This is a genomic window from Chryseobacterium foetidum, assembly GCF_025457425.1.
GTDB lineage: Bacteria > Bacteroidota > Bacteroidia > Flavobacteriales > Weeksellaceae > Chryseobacterium > Chryseobacterium foetidum.
The window spans coordinates 2,983,533-2,999,750 of the sequence record NZ_JAMXIA010000001.1; the positions used below are offsets into that span (position 1 = coordinate 2,983,533).

Sequence of the window (16,218 nt, forward strand, 5' to 3'; positions counted from 1 at the left end):
AAAAAAGCTGCAGAAGAAATCTACAGCTATGGTTATGTTGAATGAGAATAAGAATTTAATTAACTCCTTTTTCCTTCATTATTTTATTTAATCTTTTTAAAATGGATAAACCCAGAAGAGTTGCTAATAGTAATAATCCAAAATTCACAATAAAGAAATTGGCTTTGTTATCGTAGTCATACCAGAAACTGGCTAAAACTCCCGAAAGTTTGTTCCCGATAGATGTGGAAAGGAAAAATCCTCCCATCATTAATGCTGTCAATCTTGGCGGAGAAAGTTTTGATACCAAAGACAGTCCCATAGGCGAAAGACAAAGTTCACCCACTGTAATTACGCCATAAGCTGCAACGAGCCATAAAGCTGAAACTTTTACCAGACCGTTTTGTCCCGCATACACGGCTCCCACCATGACCAGACAAGATAATGCTGAAATGAAAAGTCCCAAAACAATTTTTGAAGGCGTGCTTGGCTCTTTCCCTTTTTTACGAAGCATCATAAAAAATGCAACTACAACTGGAGTCAGTAAAATTACCCAACCCGGATTGATGGACTGAAACAGTTCTGTATTGTATAAACTCACCTGTTGTGCAGGGTTTGCCTCAAGTCTGGCTCTTTCAGTTGCAGAAATGTTTCTGAAGTAGATATCTTTCCCCTGTTCTTTGATTGCATCGCCGGCTTCATTCTTTTTCACCTGATACTGATCATCGTAGACCGAAACTTCCTGATCTTTATAATCTTTTATATCAACCAGATAAATTGATTCCAAAGGTTTTTCGAGTGGGGCAGGAATGGTTCTGTCTGTGTAATTTTTAGCCCAACGGGTCAATGCTGTTCCGTTTTGTTTGAAAACTGCCCAAAACATTAAACTTACTGCAAAAATTGCCAAGAGGGCACCAATAGGTTTTTTGTCTTCTGAATTGGCTTTTACATAAAGCATGACGTAGAAATAGATAACCGGAACACAGGCGAAAATAAATGCGTCCGTGCTGTCACTTCCGAAAATATTGTTTGGAATAAACCATCCAATCAAACCAAAAATTACTGCAGGTAAAAATACTTTCACCAAAACATCAGAAATTTTGGTATCACCATCCTGAGCAGGTTTTAAAATGTTTGCCTGAAGAATATGTTGTCTGCCGATGGTAAAAACTATTAAACCAACAAACATTCCTACTCCTGCCGTCATAAAAGCCGGTCCCCATCCATATTTATTTCGCATAAAGGCAGCGATGATATTACAGACAAATGCCCCGATGTTGATTCCCATATAGAAAATGTTGTAACCCGCATCTTTATTGGCTTTGTAAGGTTCTTCGTTGTATAGATTTCCCAGAAGAGTCGAAATACTTGGCTTAAAAAATCCGTTTCCAACGATGATGAGTGCTAAAGAAGCGTAAAACAGAGGCAATTCTTTAAAAAGCCCAATCCCAAGATAGCCCAATCCCATTAGAAATCCTCCGATATAGATTGCTTTTACATATCCTAAAACTCTGTCGGCTAAAAATCCACCTAAAAATGGGGTCAAATAGGTTAATGCTATAAAAGTTCCGAAAATATCATCAGCACTTTTATCGTCAAAAGCCAATCCGCCTTTCTCGCTGTCGATCATATACAAAACGAAAATTCCGAGAATTAAATAATATCCGAAACGTTCCCACATTTCTGTGAAAAATAGATAGGGAAGCCCTTTAGGGTGTTTGCTTTTCATGAATATAATTTTTTACAATTTCACAAATATAATTTTTTTAAAACAATATTTGAATTTTATTAACTTTGAGTAAAATAAACCATAAAAAATTCCGAACCTCAATCTGAGATTCGGAATTTTTCATCTTCCGACTTCCATCTTCCATCTTCCAACTTCCATCTTCCTACAAATTCTCCAAAATAAAATCTGTCATTTTCTGATAGAGCTGCGGTCTGGTCTGTCCGCCATAAATTCCGTGGTTTTTATCCGGATAAGCCATAAATTCAAACTGTTTTTTGTTTTGAATCAAAGCTTCAGAAAACTCCATAGAATTCTGGAAATGTACGTTGTCATCGGCTGTTCCGTGGATTAGAAGGAATTTACCTTTCAATAAATTTGCATAGGTTGTAGGCGAATTTTCATCGTATCCAGCCGGATTTTCCTGTGGAGTCAGTAAAAATCTTTCTGTGTAAACAGAGTCGTAATATCTCCAGTTCGTTACCGGAGCAACTGCGATTCCTGTTTTGAAAACATCAGCACCTTTTGTCAATGCTAAACTCGCCATATATCCACCAAAACTCCATCCGAAAATTCCGATTCTTGATTTGTCGATATACGATTGATTTCCAAACCATTTTGCGGCAGTAATCTGATCTTCGATTTCGTATTTTCCTAAGTTTTTGTAAGTCACTTTTTTAAATTTCGCACCTTTATAACCTGTTCCACGCCCGTCTACACAGGCAATGATGTAACCTTTCTGAGCCAGCATTTCAAACCAAAATGTATTTCCGTTATCCCACGAATTGGAAACCTGTTGCGAGCCCGGACCGGAATATTGATACATAAATAATGGATATTTCTTGTTCTTATCAAAGTTTTTAGGCTTGATAATCCATGCATTCATCTGATCTCCGGCTTCGTTCGGAATCGTGATGAATTCTTTTACCGTAAAATTATCCTGCTGCAGTTTTTGAAGCTGAGCTTCGTTGTTCTGAAGTTCTTTCAGTTGCTTTCCGTTGCCGTCTTTTAAAACAAAAGTGTAAGGTTTTGCAACAGTTGAAGAAGTTTCGATGAAATAATTATAATTTTTGCTGAAATTTGCAGCGTTGTTTCCTTCAGCATTGGAAATCAGCTGAGATTTTCCGTTTTGAATATTGATTTTAGAAACAACTTTATTGATGCTTCCTTTTTCTGTTGTCTGAACGAAAACTTCTTTTGTCTTGGGATTAAATCCATAATATTCAGTGACTTCCCAGTTTCCTTTTGTGATTTGTTTTTTCAGTTTACCATCTTTGTCGTACCAGTACAAATGTCTGTAACCATCTCTTTCAGAAGCCCATAGGAAAGAATTATCTTCCATGAATTCTAAAGTTACGTTGTCAGTATCAATCCATTTGTCATCGGTTTCGGTAAACAGTTTTGTAGCCTGTCCGGTTTTGGTGTTTACTTTTAAAACATCCGATGCATTCTGAGTTCTCTGTGAAGTAATTAAAACAATTTCATCCGGATTTGAAGTTTGAATCACATTCGGAATGTAATAATTTTTAAAACCGTCCAGATTTACTTTGGTCTTTTTACCGTCAGAAAGTTGATAAATATGCGCTGTAGCAATTGAGTTTTTTTCTCCGGCTTTTGGATATTTATAACGCATTTCCGTTGGATAAAGTGATTTCCCATACATTGGAATGTAAATTTCCGGAACATCAGTTTCAACCAGTTTTACAAATAAAATATCTGCTGAATTTTTCGTCCATTCATACAATCTTGCATGCCCAAATTCTTCTTCGTAAACCCAATCCGCCAAACCATTCAGAACCTTATTTTTTACACCATGTTGTGTAATCTGAGTGATTTTTCCTGAATTTAAATCTTGGTAAAACAGATTATTATCAACAATGAAAGAAATTTTCGTCGCATCAGGGGAAAACCTTGGTTCCTGAACAGCTTTTCCTTCATTCAGACTAACGGTTTTGCCTGTTTTTAAATCCTTAATATCGTATTTTCCTAAAAAAGAATGTCTGTAAATTGGCTGACTTTCTTTTAGCAAAAGAATTTTAGATTCATCATCAGAAAACTCATAGCTTTCGAAATTTCCGTCTACCAGATTGCCTTCTTTCTGTGAAGTTTTGTAAGAATATTTGGCAATTCCGCCCTGTTCAATGACCAGATAATTTTCACCGTTTTTCATAGATGTAATTCCGGCGATACCTTTACCGCGGTAGTAGCCCGAATATATCTTGTCTAAAGTAATTTCCTGAGCATTCAGGCTTTGAAAAACAGCAGCAATGCTGAGTGTAAGTATAAGTTTTTTCATTTTTAAAATAAAAGGATTCCAAATATAACATTTTTAATAAAATCTTTTAAGAATGAATATTAAAACTTCGTTTTTGGCAAAAAAATTGGAGTAGACGTTTCATTAAATAAATAATTATGGAAACGAATAACGAAAAAAAGCTCAACCGTTACGAACTGACGAACGAAATTTTATATACGGGATTTGCAGATTTCAACGCTGCCGAACTTTACGCAAAAGAAAATAACGGGAAATTGATGGAAGTGGCTTTCAAGGATGGTAACGACAATCCTGTGGAAACTTCCGAAGCGGGCCTAATCGAAAAGAAATTACATTATTTTGTGGATGCCGGACCGGAATATAAATTTATTCATTCATCAGACGAAGGTTTCAAACAATATGCTGACGAGCTGCAGAAAATCAAGGCTAAACTTACACAATCTCCGCCGGACGAAAGATATTTAGCCAATTTTGAAATTGAAAACGCCGAAGATCCGATTGTTGTTTTAAAGAACGATCAGTTTGAATCTGTAACTTCAAGAGAACGTTCAAAATATCTTAAACACGCGAATGTGTATGAAATCGCTGTTTCAAAACCGAAAGCACAAGCGTAACAAACAAAGTATCATAATAAAATCAGCCCGAACAAAACGTTCGGGCTGATTTATTTATAAGATTTTGTCAGCATTATTCTTAACCTCAACCTAAGCCTTAACCTCAACCTCAAGATTATACAGCATTTTGTAATATTCATCAGCCATTCGGTCAGAATTGAACTGGTCTTTTACATCATTCATGGCATTGTACTGAATTTTTCTCCATTTATCCGGATTATCGTAATACGTCGGAAGAATTTCTTTTTCAAGAATTTCGTAGAGCTTATTTAAATCATAATTATCCTGCTCATAGATGCTCATGTTGGCATAATCTGCTTTTGGAACAACGAAAGAATTTTCTCCGTGTTTTGCATATTCGGGAATCCAGCCATCATCGGTAGAAAGGTTTACACTACCGTTCATAGAAGCTGTCATACCCGAGGTTCCCGAAGCTTCTCTTGGTACACGGGGATTATTTAACCATAAATCTGAACCTTGTTTTAAAGATTTGCTTAATGCTAATTCATAGCCCGTCAAAACTGCCATATTTTTATTGTTCTTGCTTTCTTCCACAAGAGAATTGAAGGTAGAAATCGCAGAATAGTCCATCGGATAAGGCTTTCCTGCCCAAATTACCTGGATTGGATATTTTGGATGATTTAATAATTTATAAAATCTGGATTTATCGTGCAAAAGCAAATCTGCTCTCTTGTAACCTGCGAATCTTCTTGCCCACACAATGGTAAAAACATTCGGATCGAAAAGATTTCCGGTCTGGTCTGCCACAATTTTAAAAAGCCGCTTTTTAAGAAGTTTCTTGCGATAATCAAACATTGTTGCGTTGTTCTCATCCTTTGCATTGTACAAAGGTTTATCACTCCAGTATTTGAATTCCTGAGCGTTGGTAATTGATTTTATTTCGCAGATTCCGTCATATTTACTCCACATTTCACGGGAAACTTCGCCATGCAGCTGAGAAACTCCGTTGGCGATTTTTGCCATTTTCAGAGCACACAATGAATGATTGAAACGCTCATCTTCAGAACCTTCAATTTTGTTTACTTCTTCTAAACTTAAACCTGAGAAATAGGACATTTCGTGGCAAAGTCTGCGATTGTGTTTTTCGTTTCCGGCTTCTTCCGGTGTATGAGTTGTGAAAACCAGTTTTTCTTTTACTTTATTTAAATCTCCATTAAATTTTTTCAATAAATGGAAAGCTGTCGGCAAACCGTGAGCTTCATTCAAATGATAAATATCTCTTTCTAAATTTATTTCTTCCAGAAGTCTAGCTCCGCCTTTACCTAAAAGAATGTATTGAGCCAGCTTTGTGGATTCGTTGGCATCATACAATTTGTGACTGATGGTTTTTGAGATATGATCATTCTCAGGAACATCAGTAGACAGGAAAAACATAGGTGCCGTGTTGAAAGTTTCAGGATTAAGATAAAAAACCTTTACCCACACCGGTGCACTGTGAATTTCAATTTGAAATTTTATACCCGTATCTTCCAGAAAACTGTACATTTTCTTTGTCCACGTCGGCTGAAGGGTTTGATCATGGTTTCTTGCCTGATCGTAGTAGCCAAATTTCCAGAGAATTCCGATTCCTACAAGATCCTGCTTCAGATTATAAGCACTTCTCATATGCGAACCCGCCAGAAATCCCAGACCTCCGGAATATATTTTAAGAACCTGCTCGATGGCAAATTCCATTGAAAAATAAGCGACTTTTTTTGTGTATTGCTGGTTTACAGCGTAAGGTATTTTGAAGTTTTTGAAATCCATTTTGTGTTAATAATATTTTAGATATTGAACAAATGTAATTATTATCGAAATAAATCGATTGTTAAATAATTAATAATTTAAAATTTTAAAATCATTTCAATTGAAAAATTCACTACATTTAACTTGTAAATTTTTGATAATCAAAATGTTTATGCTTGAGTCAGTTTTGTAATTCTGCTAAAATTTAAACTCATGAAAAAGACTTTTTCAGATGAAGATCTTGTGAAAAATCTCAGTTTGTATCATCTCAACAGACATCTCAAAAAGAAGCCTATAGAAAAATACCACCGCAGCATAGACGCTTCTGCTCTGCACGACCGTGAGAAATACAAAAAGAAAGCCGAGATTTTACTGCTGAATTCTTTTATGCACCATTTTCCTGAGATGAAGTTTGAAAATCTCACCTGCGAAAGTCCGGATTTTATTGCAAAATTAAACGACAAGAAAATTGGTATTGAGCTTACCGAAGTGATCAATCATCTGGAAATGAAAAAAGTAGAAAGCTGCTTAAACAAGATTTTCCGTCAGGCCGAAATATTATTGGAACAGGAAGACACTGCGAAATATCGTGGTGTTTATTTTTTAGAATTTAACACAAATCTTAAAATAGATAAACCTGAGTTTCAGCAGGAAATTATTTTGGATATCTACAAAAGCGTCCGCAAAAAAAAGCCGGTGGGCTGTGTAAAAAAAATCAGAAAATCTTCGCACCGCAGAAATGTTTTTATCACGCATGAGTACAATCTCAATCTCTTTGATGAGCTTTGTTCAGAAAAAATCCTTGAACTGATTGAAAAGAAAAACGAAAAATTTCCGTACTACGATACTTCTGTGGATGAATGCTGGCTTGTGATTGTTTCAGATATGAATTCTCTGGCTTCACGATACACTTTCATTCAGAACAGGGAAAGTCTCGATGAGGTCAAAAGCCCGTTTCATAAAATTTTTCATCTTGAGAATCTTTTCGGCAATATGACGAATATTAAATCATAGAATTTGCTTATTTATTAAAAATTAACAAATTACATTCAAAATTCTGCTTCTTTTTTTGTAAAGGTTTAAATATTTGTTTAAATTTGATACGAACTAATACACGGGGGTATGAAAAAAACTATACTGTTTCTGTTAATCATCATTTCAAATTTTTATTATTCTCAGGGAGACTGCATCACAGCATTAGGTGTTTGCGGAAATTCGAGCATTACATATAGTCCAACTGGAATTGGAGCTGTTGATGAGAGCTTAGGCGACTGCCTCAGTACGGGTGAGCATAATTCTATCTGGTACAAATTTAAGATTGCCACAAGCGGAACGCTTACTTTTGTAATCAATCCTGTAGATCCCACTGTAGACTACGACTGGGCTGTTTACGGACCCAATACAACTTGTGGAAGTCTTGGTTTCCCTATACGTTGCAATGCCGCTACAGTAATTGGCGTTAATCCCGATACCGGTTTAAACATGACCAGCACAATAACCAGTGCAGCAGGAGGATCTCTTACACCATACTGCAGATACATGGATGTGGTCGCAGGTGAAACTTACTATTTGTATCTGGATAATTTTCAGGGAGGGGCAAGTACAAATGTTTCACCTTTTACGCTTACTTGGGGAGGTACAGCAACCTTAGCATCGCCGTTTACCGATCCGGCTATACTCCAGTTTCCTCTTGTTTCACCGGGAACGCCGGCTGCAAATCCTGCAGATCCCAAAGAGATTTTAATATGTCTGAATCCTTCGGTTTTTAATTTCAGTACTTTAACACCGGGAATCTTAAATGGCAACAGTAATTTTGTAGTTTCTTATCATCTGAACCAAAACGATGCAATCTCCGGAGCAAGCCCAATTACAACGCCAATTACTGTAAATACGACCACGGTGTATTACTACAGCGTGCATTATCAGGATCCTGCCAACCCCACCAATCCTATTAATTATTGCAGGGAAACCGGTAAATTTAAATTTAAACTTGGATCCATTTCTGCCTATGACGGGAATCTTGAGGTCTGTTCAAATCCCGGAACTCCTAATTTAGGAACATTTAATCTTGAGCTTGCAAACGTCACTGTTCAGTCAGGAGCGATAAAAAAATTCTATGCTACACTGGCAAATGCTCAGGCAGGAACTAATGAAATTTCTCCTGCTACGGCATATATCTCAGCAAGCGGAGAGGTTTATGTGAGGGTTTCTGATCAAGCGGGATGCTATACGATTGTAAAAATTACGCTCAAAATAGTTCCTCCAAAATATTCTACCGTCCTGAAAGATCAGGTGATCTGTATTGATGGCCGTGCTACACTGGATGCGGGGCCTGGTTTTACTTCCTACGAGTGGAGTACAGGCGATACAACTCAGGTTGTTTCTGGGCTTCCGGTAGGAATGTACTGGGTGAAACTTCAGACAGGAAATTGTTTCGCACTTCAATATGTAAGCGTTTTGCCTTATAAACAGCCTGTTATTACAAGCATTGATATTTCTTTCCAGAAAGTTGTTGTAAATGTTTCCGGAGGAACAGCTCCATATAAATACTCAATGGATGGCACAAACTGGCAGGATTCAAATACTTTCACCGGTGTGAAAAGAGGAGAGCAAACCGTCTATGTGAAAGATGCCAACGACTGCCAGCAGGTGGAAATAGAAATTACAGTTCCCAATATCGTGAATGCTATCACCCCGAACGGCGACGGGTTGAATGATTATATAGACTATTCTGCGCTTGCTTACAAAGCAAATCTTGTTTTCACGGTGTATGACAGATATGGAAATAAGCTTTTCACAGCAGATAAATTCAACGATTACAAGTGGGATGGCACCGCAGGAAATAAGAAAATTCTTACAGGGAATTATTGGTTCTCGTTCACATGGAATGAGCCAAAAAGAAATAATACACCTGTAAAATACTCAGGATGGATTTTATTGAAAAACCGGGAATAACTATAAATAATTGATTGTTAAAAGCCATTTCGAAAGAAGTGGCTTTTTAACTGAATGCTTCAGTATCCTTGAAATAATCTGACAAATAAAGGATTTTGCCGGATTCTGAAAATTGTATAAGTGTACAGATCTGGTTTGTGTAAGGATCTCTTCCTGAAAGATTTCCCAAAGAATCGGTGAGATAAAAATATTTATTGTTTCCTAAATTGAAAATCTCGGAAACATTCCATTCGATTTTTTCGTATCGTCTGAAAATAGCTCTGAATAACGCCAAAACACGCGTCTTTCCGGAAATTTCTTTTGCTGGAGGAATCCAGATTACGGTTTCATCAGTAAACCATTTTTCCAGTTCTTGAAGATTCAAGGAGTTCAAATCCTGCATAAAATGGCTGATTTTACAATTCATAGGCTGCAATTTACCATAATATACGTGAAAAACAGTAAATTGGATTTACCAAATTTTGGAAATTAGAACAATGTAAAATTATCCAAATCAACATTATTTCAATGGAAAATTTCAAAATACAGATCAACGGAGGTACTATTTCTGAACAGTTTTTGAAAAGAAGTATCGCAGATTTTCATGCCGCCTGTAAATACATTTCAGAACTTCCGTACAAAAGAAATTCAGATAAAAATAACATCCAATGTGTTTTTGATGATTTGGGCGGAACGTGTAGCACCAAACATGCAACCCTTCGAAAACTGGCTTTAGAGAACAATCAGCCCGATGTAAAATTGATTCTCGGTATCTTTAAAATGGATTCAGAATACACAGGAAAAATTAAAAATACTTTAGAAAAATTTAATCTGAATTACATTCCCGAAGCTCACAATTATCTGAAAATCAATAATGAATACTTTGATTTTACCAAACCCAATTCAGAATATACTCAATTTAAATCTAAATTATTGATTGAAAAAGAAATAGAGTTTAATGAAATTGTTAATGAGAAGATCTCATTCCACAAAGATTTCCTAAAAAAATGGATTCTAGATGAGAACATTTCTTACAATTTGGATGAAATCTGGAATATCAGAGAACAATGCATCAAAGATTTAGAGGAAAATGATGACAACGAAATTCAAAATTCTTCGCCCGTCTGCTTTTCCAACAGTCCTGAAGTGCGGGACGATTATAAAGTATAGATTGAATCAATTTAGTTTTCATATTTTAAATTATTATCTTTGCACCCACAAAATTCAGAACAATAAATGTCTCATATTCACAGAACTGCCGCATTTCATACCCTTGGCTGCAAATTAAATTTTGCAGAAACATCCACTATTGCCCGTCAACTGACAGATGCTGGTTATGATAAGGTGAGTTTTGATGATAGAGCAGATGTTTATGTAATCAATACGTGTTCAGTCACAGAAAATGCCGACCGTGAATGTAAACTTCATGTAAAACGAGCCATGAAAGCCAATCCGGAAGGTTTGGTTGTGATTGTCGGTTGCTATGCCCAGTTAAAACCGGAAGAAATTTCTCAGATTACGGGAGTAGATTTGGTTCTTGGAGCGAAAGAAAAATTCAACATACTGAGTTATCTGGATGATTTGGAAAAGTCTGAAAGTGAAGGTGTTGTCCACTCATGTGAAATCGAAGAAACCGATTTTTTCATCGGAAGTTATTCAATTGGAGACAGAACCAGAGCTTTTCTGAAAGTTCAGGATGGTTGTGACTACAAATGTACCTACTGCACAATTCCTTTGGCCAGAGGGATTTCCCGTTCAGACACCATCGAAAATGTTCTGAAAAATGCAAGAGAAATTGCAGCCAAAGATATTAAGGAAATAGTTTTAACCGGTGTCAACATTGGAGATTACGGTAAAGGTGAATTTGGAAACAAAAGACACGAGCACACTTTTTTAGATTTAATAAAGGAACTGGATCAGGTTGATGGGATCGAAAGAATCCGTATATCATCGATTGAGCCGAATCTTTTGAAGGATGAAAGCATCGAACTGGTTTCTAAAAGCAAAAGTTTTGTTCCTCATTTTCATATTCCTCTGCAGTCTGGAAGCGATGATTTATTAAAAAAAATGAAGCGCCGTTATCTGACGAAATTGTACAACGAAAGAGTTAACAAAATCCGTGAGGTCATGCCTCATGCTGCGATTGGCGTTGATGTCATCGTAGGCTTTCCGGGAGAGACAGAAGAATTATTTATGGAAACCTATAATTTCCTGAATGAGCTTCCCATCAGTTATCTCCACGTTTTTACTTATTCAGAAAGAGAAAATACCGAAGCTGCAGAAATGGACGGTGCGGTTCCGGTTCCTGAGCGAAAAAGACGCAACAAAATGCTGAGAATTCTTTCCGAGAAGAAGAAAATGTCATTCTATCAAACCCAGCTTGGGCAAACGCTTCCTGTACTTTGGGAGCACGAAAATAAAGACGGAAAAATGTACGGCTTCACAGAAAATTATGTGAGGGTGCAGAAAGATTTTGACTCTGCCTCTGTCAATCAGATCGAGTTTTTGAAACTTGAAAAAATTACTGAAGATGGTGCGGTTTCTGTCATGAATTCATTTGAGAGTTTTTTGGAGAAAATCTAATCCATTTTTTTCTTTCTATCTTTTACAATAAAAAATACAATCATTGCGCCTATTAGACCGTAGAAGCAAAGACTTCCTATAAGTTTACCAATCTTATAAGCCTGAGAATCTTCTTGATTTGTATTGAATTGATTCTGTGCCGTGAGATTATTTTTTATTTTTATAGAATTAATGATTTTCTTTTCAAAAAATGCTGTGTTTTCACCATTTTCAGAAGGACTTATCAGTAAAAACGAGTATGGGATTTGATTAAGTAATAAAACGTAATTTGTCCAAATGTTTTCTGTACCAGTGATTTTCGTGCTGAAACTTGATTTGAAAAAGTGAAATCCATTTATTGTAACAAGTTCTTTTTTAATGAGTTTGCCTTTACTTTTATCCACCATTCCTTTAAGAAAGCTTTCGTAAAATTTTAGAAGTTCACTCTGGTCTTCCAGATAATCATTTATTTTATCCGTGGGTTGCATCACGAGAATCAGATCATCTCCCAAAGCAGACTGTATCACTTTTTGCCCAAGAGTATCTGCAATGCTGAATTCCTGTGGAAAATCAATCGAAAGATCATTACTGAACTGGTAAGGAATTAGTTTTTGTCCAAAAGTATTAATAGACAGAATACAGAAGAAAATAAAAGTATAATAAGATTTTTTATTGGTCATAGTTCTGTTTAAATTCATCAGTGCATATTTTTCCAAAGATAATTATTCGGTTTATAAATTCAGTGATTAATAAAATAGAATAAGAAGAAATGGCGTGTTTTCTGCATGATTGTATGCTTTTTTAAGGGAAGAATATTCTTTTAATCTAAATAATACTATATTTAATTTTTAAAACCACATTTTTATGAGAGATAAGTTTTTATCCTGGGGATTGGCGTTGGTTATTGCAACATGGGTTGTCGCATTACTCATCAAAGCCCATTACTGGATCCCAATATTTTTAACAGCAGTTTACGCGCTGGGTGTTTATAATACCTATCAAACGAAACATGCTATTCTTCGAAATTTTCCTGTTTTAGGGTATTTCAGATATTTTTTTGAAGGCATTTCTCCCGAGATGCAGCAGTATTTCATCGAAAGAGAAACCGACGGAAAACCATTTCCACGAAATCAGCGTTCTGCAGTGTACAGACGTTCAAAAAATTTAAGTGACACCGTTCCTTTCGGAACTCAGCTGGAAGTGAATCACCGAAAATATGAGGGAATAAAACATTCTATTTATGCGAAATCTCCAAAAGAAGAATTGCCAAGAGTTTTGGTGGGTGGCGAACAGTGTACACAGCCTTATAATGCGTCATTGTTTAATATTTCAGCGATGAGTTTTGGTGCATTGAGCGACAGAGCACAGATTTCGTTAAACAGAGGAGCTAAAAAAGGAAATTTCTACCACAATACTGGTGAAGGTGGGATTTCTCCGCATCATTTGGAGGGTGGAGATTTATGCTGGCAAATCGGAACGGGGTATTTCGGTTGCAGAGATGAGGAAGGTAACTTTAATCCGGAATTATTTACAAAATATGCAACGCTCCCGAATGTCAAAATGGTTGAAATTAAATTATCCCAAGGCGCAAAGCCCGGTCACGGAGGCGTTTTGCCTGGCGTAAAAAATACTCCGGAAATTGCAAAAATCCGTCACGTACAACCGGGAATGACTATTATTTCGCCACCATCTCATTCCTCTTTTTCTGATGCGGCAGGTCTGCTAAATTTTGTACAGCATTTAAGAGAGCTTTCAGGCGGAAAACCTGTTGGTTTCAAACTGTGCATCGGCGATACCAAAGAGTTTGAAGACATTTGTGTTCAGATGAACGTTTTACAGATTTATCCCGATTTCATCACTGTTGATGGGGCAGAAGGAGGGACAGGAGCGGCGCCACCGGAATTTTCCGATGGAGTAGGAATGCCTCTAGAACCTGCATTGATTTTCGTCAACAGAACACTTAAAAACTATCATTTAAGAGAAAAATTAAGAGTCATTGCCAGCGGAAAAGTGCTCACGAGTTTAGATATCCTGAGAGCGGTCGCAATGGGAGCAGACATGTGCAATAACGCAAGGGGATTTATGTTTTCTTTGGGTTGCATTCAGGCGTTGAGGTGTAATAACAACAACTGCCCGACGGGTGTTGCTACGCAGGATAAAATGTTAATCAAAGGTCTTGATGTCACAGACAAAGCCGAGAGAGTATATCATTTCCACAAAAATACGCTGCACACATGTAACGAATTAATCGCTGCTGCAGGCAGAGAATCTTACGAAGAAGTTGATGCCACAATGTTTATGAGAGGAGATGAGTTTGAGCACCTTTCAGACCATTATTTCCCTGATATTTTAGGGAATGTTAGAAAATAAAAGATTTCAATTCAAAATTTTTATGCGCCTTTTTCCACCCGAATTTATCCTGAGTTTTGTCGAAGGATTCCCGCTTTTTTGTGCCTTTGCTTTCCCATTGCTTACAAAAAGAGTTCCATTCAGGTCGGGGCGTGCGGGATTCGCTTTCAGATTTAATTAAAAAAAATGCTTCGTCACAAACGAAGCATTTTTTCTTTAATAATATATTTTCTGAAATTTAATCCTGAGTAGCCATGTTTCTTGGCGTAGATTTATATACCTGAAGATTAAAGATAAATGTTGTATTTCTAAAAGGCGAAGAATACTGTGTTCCGAAATTAAAGTGCTCATCTCTGGCATAAGCTGCTTTTGAAGGAACAATAATCACTCCTTGAAGATTGTAATTTTCAGAATCTGCCTGGTCAAAAGCTTTAAATTTTCTGATAGCTTCCTGAAAACCTTCCATTTCATAATAGCTTCTCTGCTTGGCTGCATCTGTAGTAGCTTTTCCAAGAGTAGAATTTTTCACATAATAAAAAATAGGATCTGAAACAGGATTTCCTGTCTCATCAAGGGGAGAAAATCCTGAGAAATTAGAACTGGTAAGAAATGATGTATTTCCGTCAGTATTTCCTGCTAAATAAGCTTTAGCTCTCATCATAATTCTCATCACATCTGTATCACCGATTGCAGTTCCTGGATTAGGCTGTCCTGTAGCTCTTATAATATAAATGGCTCCTGATGGCGTTGTCTGAGGATTGAGATCCTTTAACTTTGTTTCATTATCATCTGCAGAATCGGTACTGCTGAATGGTTTTATATTTCCTTTGGCATCAAGATAGTTATTTTCCATAAACTTCTGAATCGCCTCGTTGTCGTAGGTATTTTGAAGGTTAATGTCTTCAGGTTCTTTATAAGTTTCTACTTCATCGTCTTTTTTACATGCTGAAAAACAAAGTGATCCGGCGAGTACATACAAAAATATTTTCTTCATTTTAAAAACTTTACTTACTTTACAAATAATTATCGACAAAAGTATAAAAAAAAATATGAGAATAGATAAATTTTTGTGGAGTATTCGGTTTTATAAGACAAGAACAGTTTCTACAGATGAGATAAAGAAAAACAGAGTAACCATTGGAGGCTCTGTAGTTAAGTCTTCAAAAGAGGTAAAAGAGGGTGATGTCATTCAGATCCGGAAAAACCAGATTGATTATAAAATTAAAGTTTTACAGATCCCTACAGGCAGAATGGGAGCTAAATTGGTTCCTCTGCACATTAAAGACATCACAGATAAAGAACAGATTGAGTTGCTCAAGCTTCGCCGTGAATCTCAAAACTATTACAGAGGAAAAGGCGAGGGCAGGCCTACCAAAAAAGACCGCCGTGACATTGATGATTATTCCGGGAATGACATCGATCCGGATTTTACAGACTGGGATGATTTCTTCGGCGAATCTGATTCTGAAGATAAAAATGAAGATTAAATTAGAAAACTTTACCTCACAGGTAAAGTTTTTCTTTTATTTCCGAAACAATGTCTTCAGGATTTCTACCATCGGTACTGATCATAAACTGGGATTTTGAATAAAAAGCATTTCTCTCAAACAGATGCTTCGCAATAAACTCAGGTAAATCTTCTTCCGGAATTTTCGCCACTAAAGGTCTTTTGTCTTTTTGTTTTGATAATCTTGCGACCAATGTACTGATATTTGCCCTCAGAAATATACTTTTAGAATTCAGGTTGATAATTTCCATATTATTGTAATAAGCCGGAGTGCCGCCACCAAGGCTCAAAACGATGTTGTCGTCGCTTACCAGAATTTCTTCCAACACTTCCCTTTCTGTCTTTCTAAAGAAAATTTCTCCTTTTTTTTCGAAGATTTCGGGTATTGTCATTTTTAAACGCTTAGAAATCTCTCTGTCGAGGTCTAAAAGTGTAAAATTTATTTCGTCGCTTAAGATTTTGGAAATGTGAGATTTGCCGCTCCCCATGTATCCGACCAGTGAAATTATCATGAAATTATTTTAAA

The 16,218-nt window shown here is 36.5% G+C and carries 14 protein-coding genes; 7 read left to right on the forward strand and 7 right to left on the reverse strand.

From position 1 onward, the window contains the following. Positions 1-55: 55 nt before the first annotated feature. Positions 56-1,708, reverse strand: coding sequence for a peptide MFS transporter (locus NG809_RS13875; RefSeq protein WP_262151593.1), 1,653 nt, complete (start codon positions 1,706-1,708; stop codon positions 56-58). 163 nt (positions 1,709-1,871) lie between these two features. Next, positions 1,872-4,001, reverse strand: coding sequence for a S9 family peptidase (locus NG809_RS13880; protein ID WP_262151595.1), 2,130 nt, complete (start codon positions 3,999-4,001; stop codon positions 1,872-1,874). 116 nt (positions 4,002-4,117) lie between these two features. On the opposite strand from NG809_RS13880, the gene NG809_RS13885 reads away from it, so the two are divergent. After that, the gene (locus NG809_RS13885) at positions 4,118-4,594 is read left to right on the forward strand and encodes a hypothetical protein (RefSeq protein WP_262151597.1); all 477 of its coding nucleotides are present in this window, start codon (positions 4,118-4,120) and stop codon (positions 4,592-4,594) included. Between the two features lie 90 nt (positions 4,595-4,684). Here the strand turns inward: NG809_RS13885 and glgP are convergent, their stop codons facing one another. Further along, the gene (gene glgP, locus NG809_RS13890) at positions 4,685-6,361 is read right to left on the reverse strand and encodes an alpha-glucan family phosphorylase (RefSeq protein WP_262151599.1); all 1,677 of its coding nucleotides are present in this window, start codon (positions 6,359-6,361) and stop codon (positions 4,685-4,687) included. A gap of 192 nt (positions 6,362-6,553) precedes the next feature. Between glgP and NG809_RS13895 the strand changes: the two genes are divergently transcribed. Next, positions 6,554-7,354, forward strand: a complete 801-nt coding sequence (locus NG809_RS13895) for a hypothetical protein (RefSeq protein ID WP_262151601.1) — start codon at positions 6,554-6,556, stop codon at positions 7,352-7,354. A gap of 108 nt (positions 7,355-7,462) precedes the next feature. Next, on the forward strand, positions 7,463-9,295 hold the full coding sequence (locus NG809_RS13900; protein WP_262151603.1) for a T9SS type B sorting domain-containing protein: 1,833 nt from the start codon (positions 7,463-7,465) through the stop codon (positions 9,293-9,295). A gap of 46 nt (positions 9,296-9,341) precedes the next feature. Here NG809_RS13900 and NG809_RS13905 read toward each other — a convergent pair whose 3' ends face one another. After that, positions 9,342-9,701, reverse strand: coding sequence for a nuclear transport factor 2 family protein (locus NG809_RS13905; protein ID WP_262151605.1), 360 nt, complete (start codon positions 9,699-9,701; stop codon positions 9,342-9,344). A gap of 101 nt (positions 9,702-9,802) precedes the next feature. Here NG809_RS13905 and NG809_RS13910 point away from each other — a divergent pair, with 101 nt between their 5' ends. Further along, positions 9,803-10,444 (forward strand): hypothetical protein, encoded by a 642-nt coding sequence (locus tag NG809_RS13910; RefSeq protein WP_262151607.1) that lies wholly within the window; start codon positions 9,803-9,805, stop codon positions 10,442-10,444. Positions 10,445-10,510: 66 nt separating this feature from the next. Beyond that, positions 10,511-11,857, forward strand: coding sequence for a tRNA (N(6)-L-threonylcarbamoyladenosine(37)-C(2))-methylthiotransferase MtaB (gene mtaB, locus NG809_RS13915; RefSeq protein WP_262151609.1), 1,347 nt, complete (start codon positions 10,511-10,513; stop codon positions 11,855-11,857). Here the strand turns inward: mtaB and NG809_RS13920 are convergent. Continuing rightward, entirely contained in the window at positions 11,854-12,534 is a 681-nt protein-coding gene (locus NG809_RS13920) for a hypothetical protein (RefSeq protein ID WP_262151611.1), read from the reverse strand. The two genes, mtaB and NG809_RS13920, sit on opposite strands and share 4 nt — an antisense overlap. A gap of 166 nt (positions 12,535-12,700) precedes the next feature. Here NG809_RS13920 and NG809_RS13925 point away from each other — a divergent pair, with 166 nt between their 5' ends. Next, the gene (locus NG809_RS13925; protein ID WP_262151614.1) at positions 12,701-14,206 is read left to right on the forward strand and encodes an FMN-binding glutamate synthase family protein; all 1,506 of its coding nucleotides are present in this window, start codon (positions 12,701-12,703) and stop codon (positions 14,204-14,206) included. Positions 14,207-14,423: 217 nt separating this feature from the next. Here NG809_RS13925 and NG809_RS13930 read toward each other — a convergent pair whose 3' ends face one another. Continuing rightward, positions 14,424-15,179: a hypothetical protein gene (locus NG809_RS13930; RefSeq protein WP_262151616.1), complete on the reverse strand. Its 756-nt coding sequence runs from the start codon at positions 15,177-15,179 to the stop codon at positions 14,424-14,426. Positions 15,180-15,234: 55 nt separating this feature from the next. Between NG809_RS13930 and NG809_RS13935 the strand changes: the two genes are divergently transcribed. Next, on the forward strand, positions 15,235-15,672 hold the full coding sequence (locus NG809_RS13935) for an RNA-binding S4 domain-containing protein (protein WP_262151618.1): 438 nt from the start codon (positions 15,235-15,237) through the stop codon (positions 15,670-15,672). A gap of 16 nt (positions 15,673-15,688) precedes the next feature. Here NG809_RS13935 and NG809_RS13940 read toward each other — a convergent pair whose 3' ends face one another. Beyond that, positions 15,689-16,204: a shikimate kinase gene (locus tag NG809_RS13940; RefSeq protein WP_262151621.1), complete on the reverse strand. Its 516-nt coding sequence runs from the start codon at positions 16,202-16,204 to the stop codon at positions 15,689-15,691. Positions 16,205-16,218 lie beyond the last annotated feature (14 nt).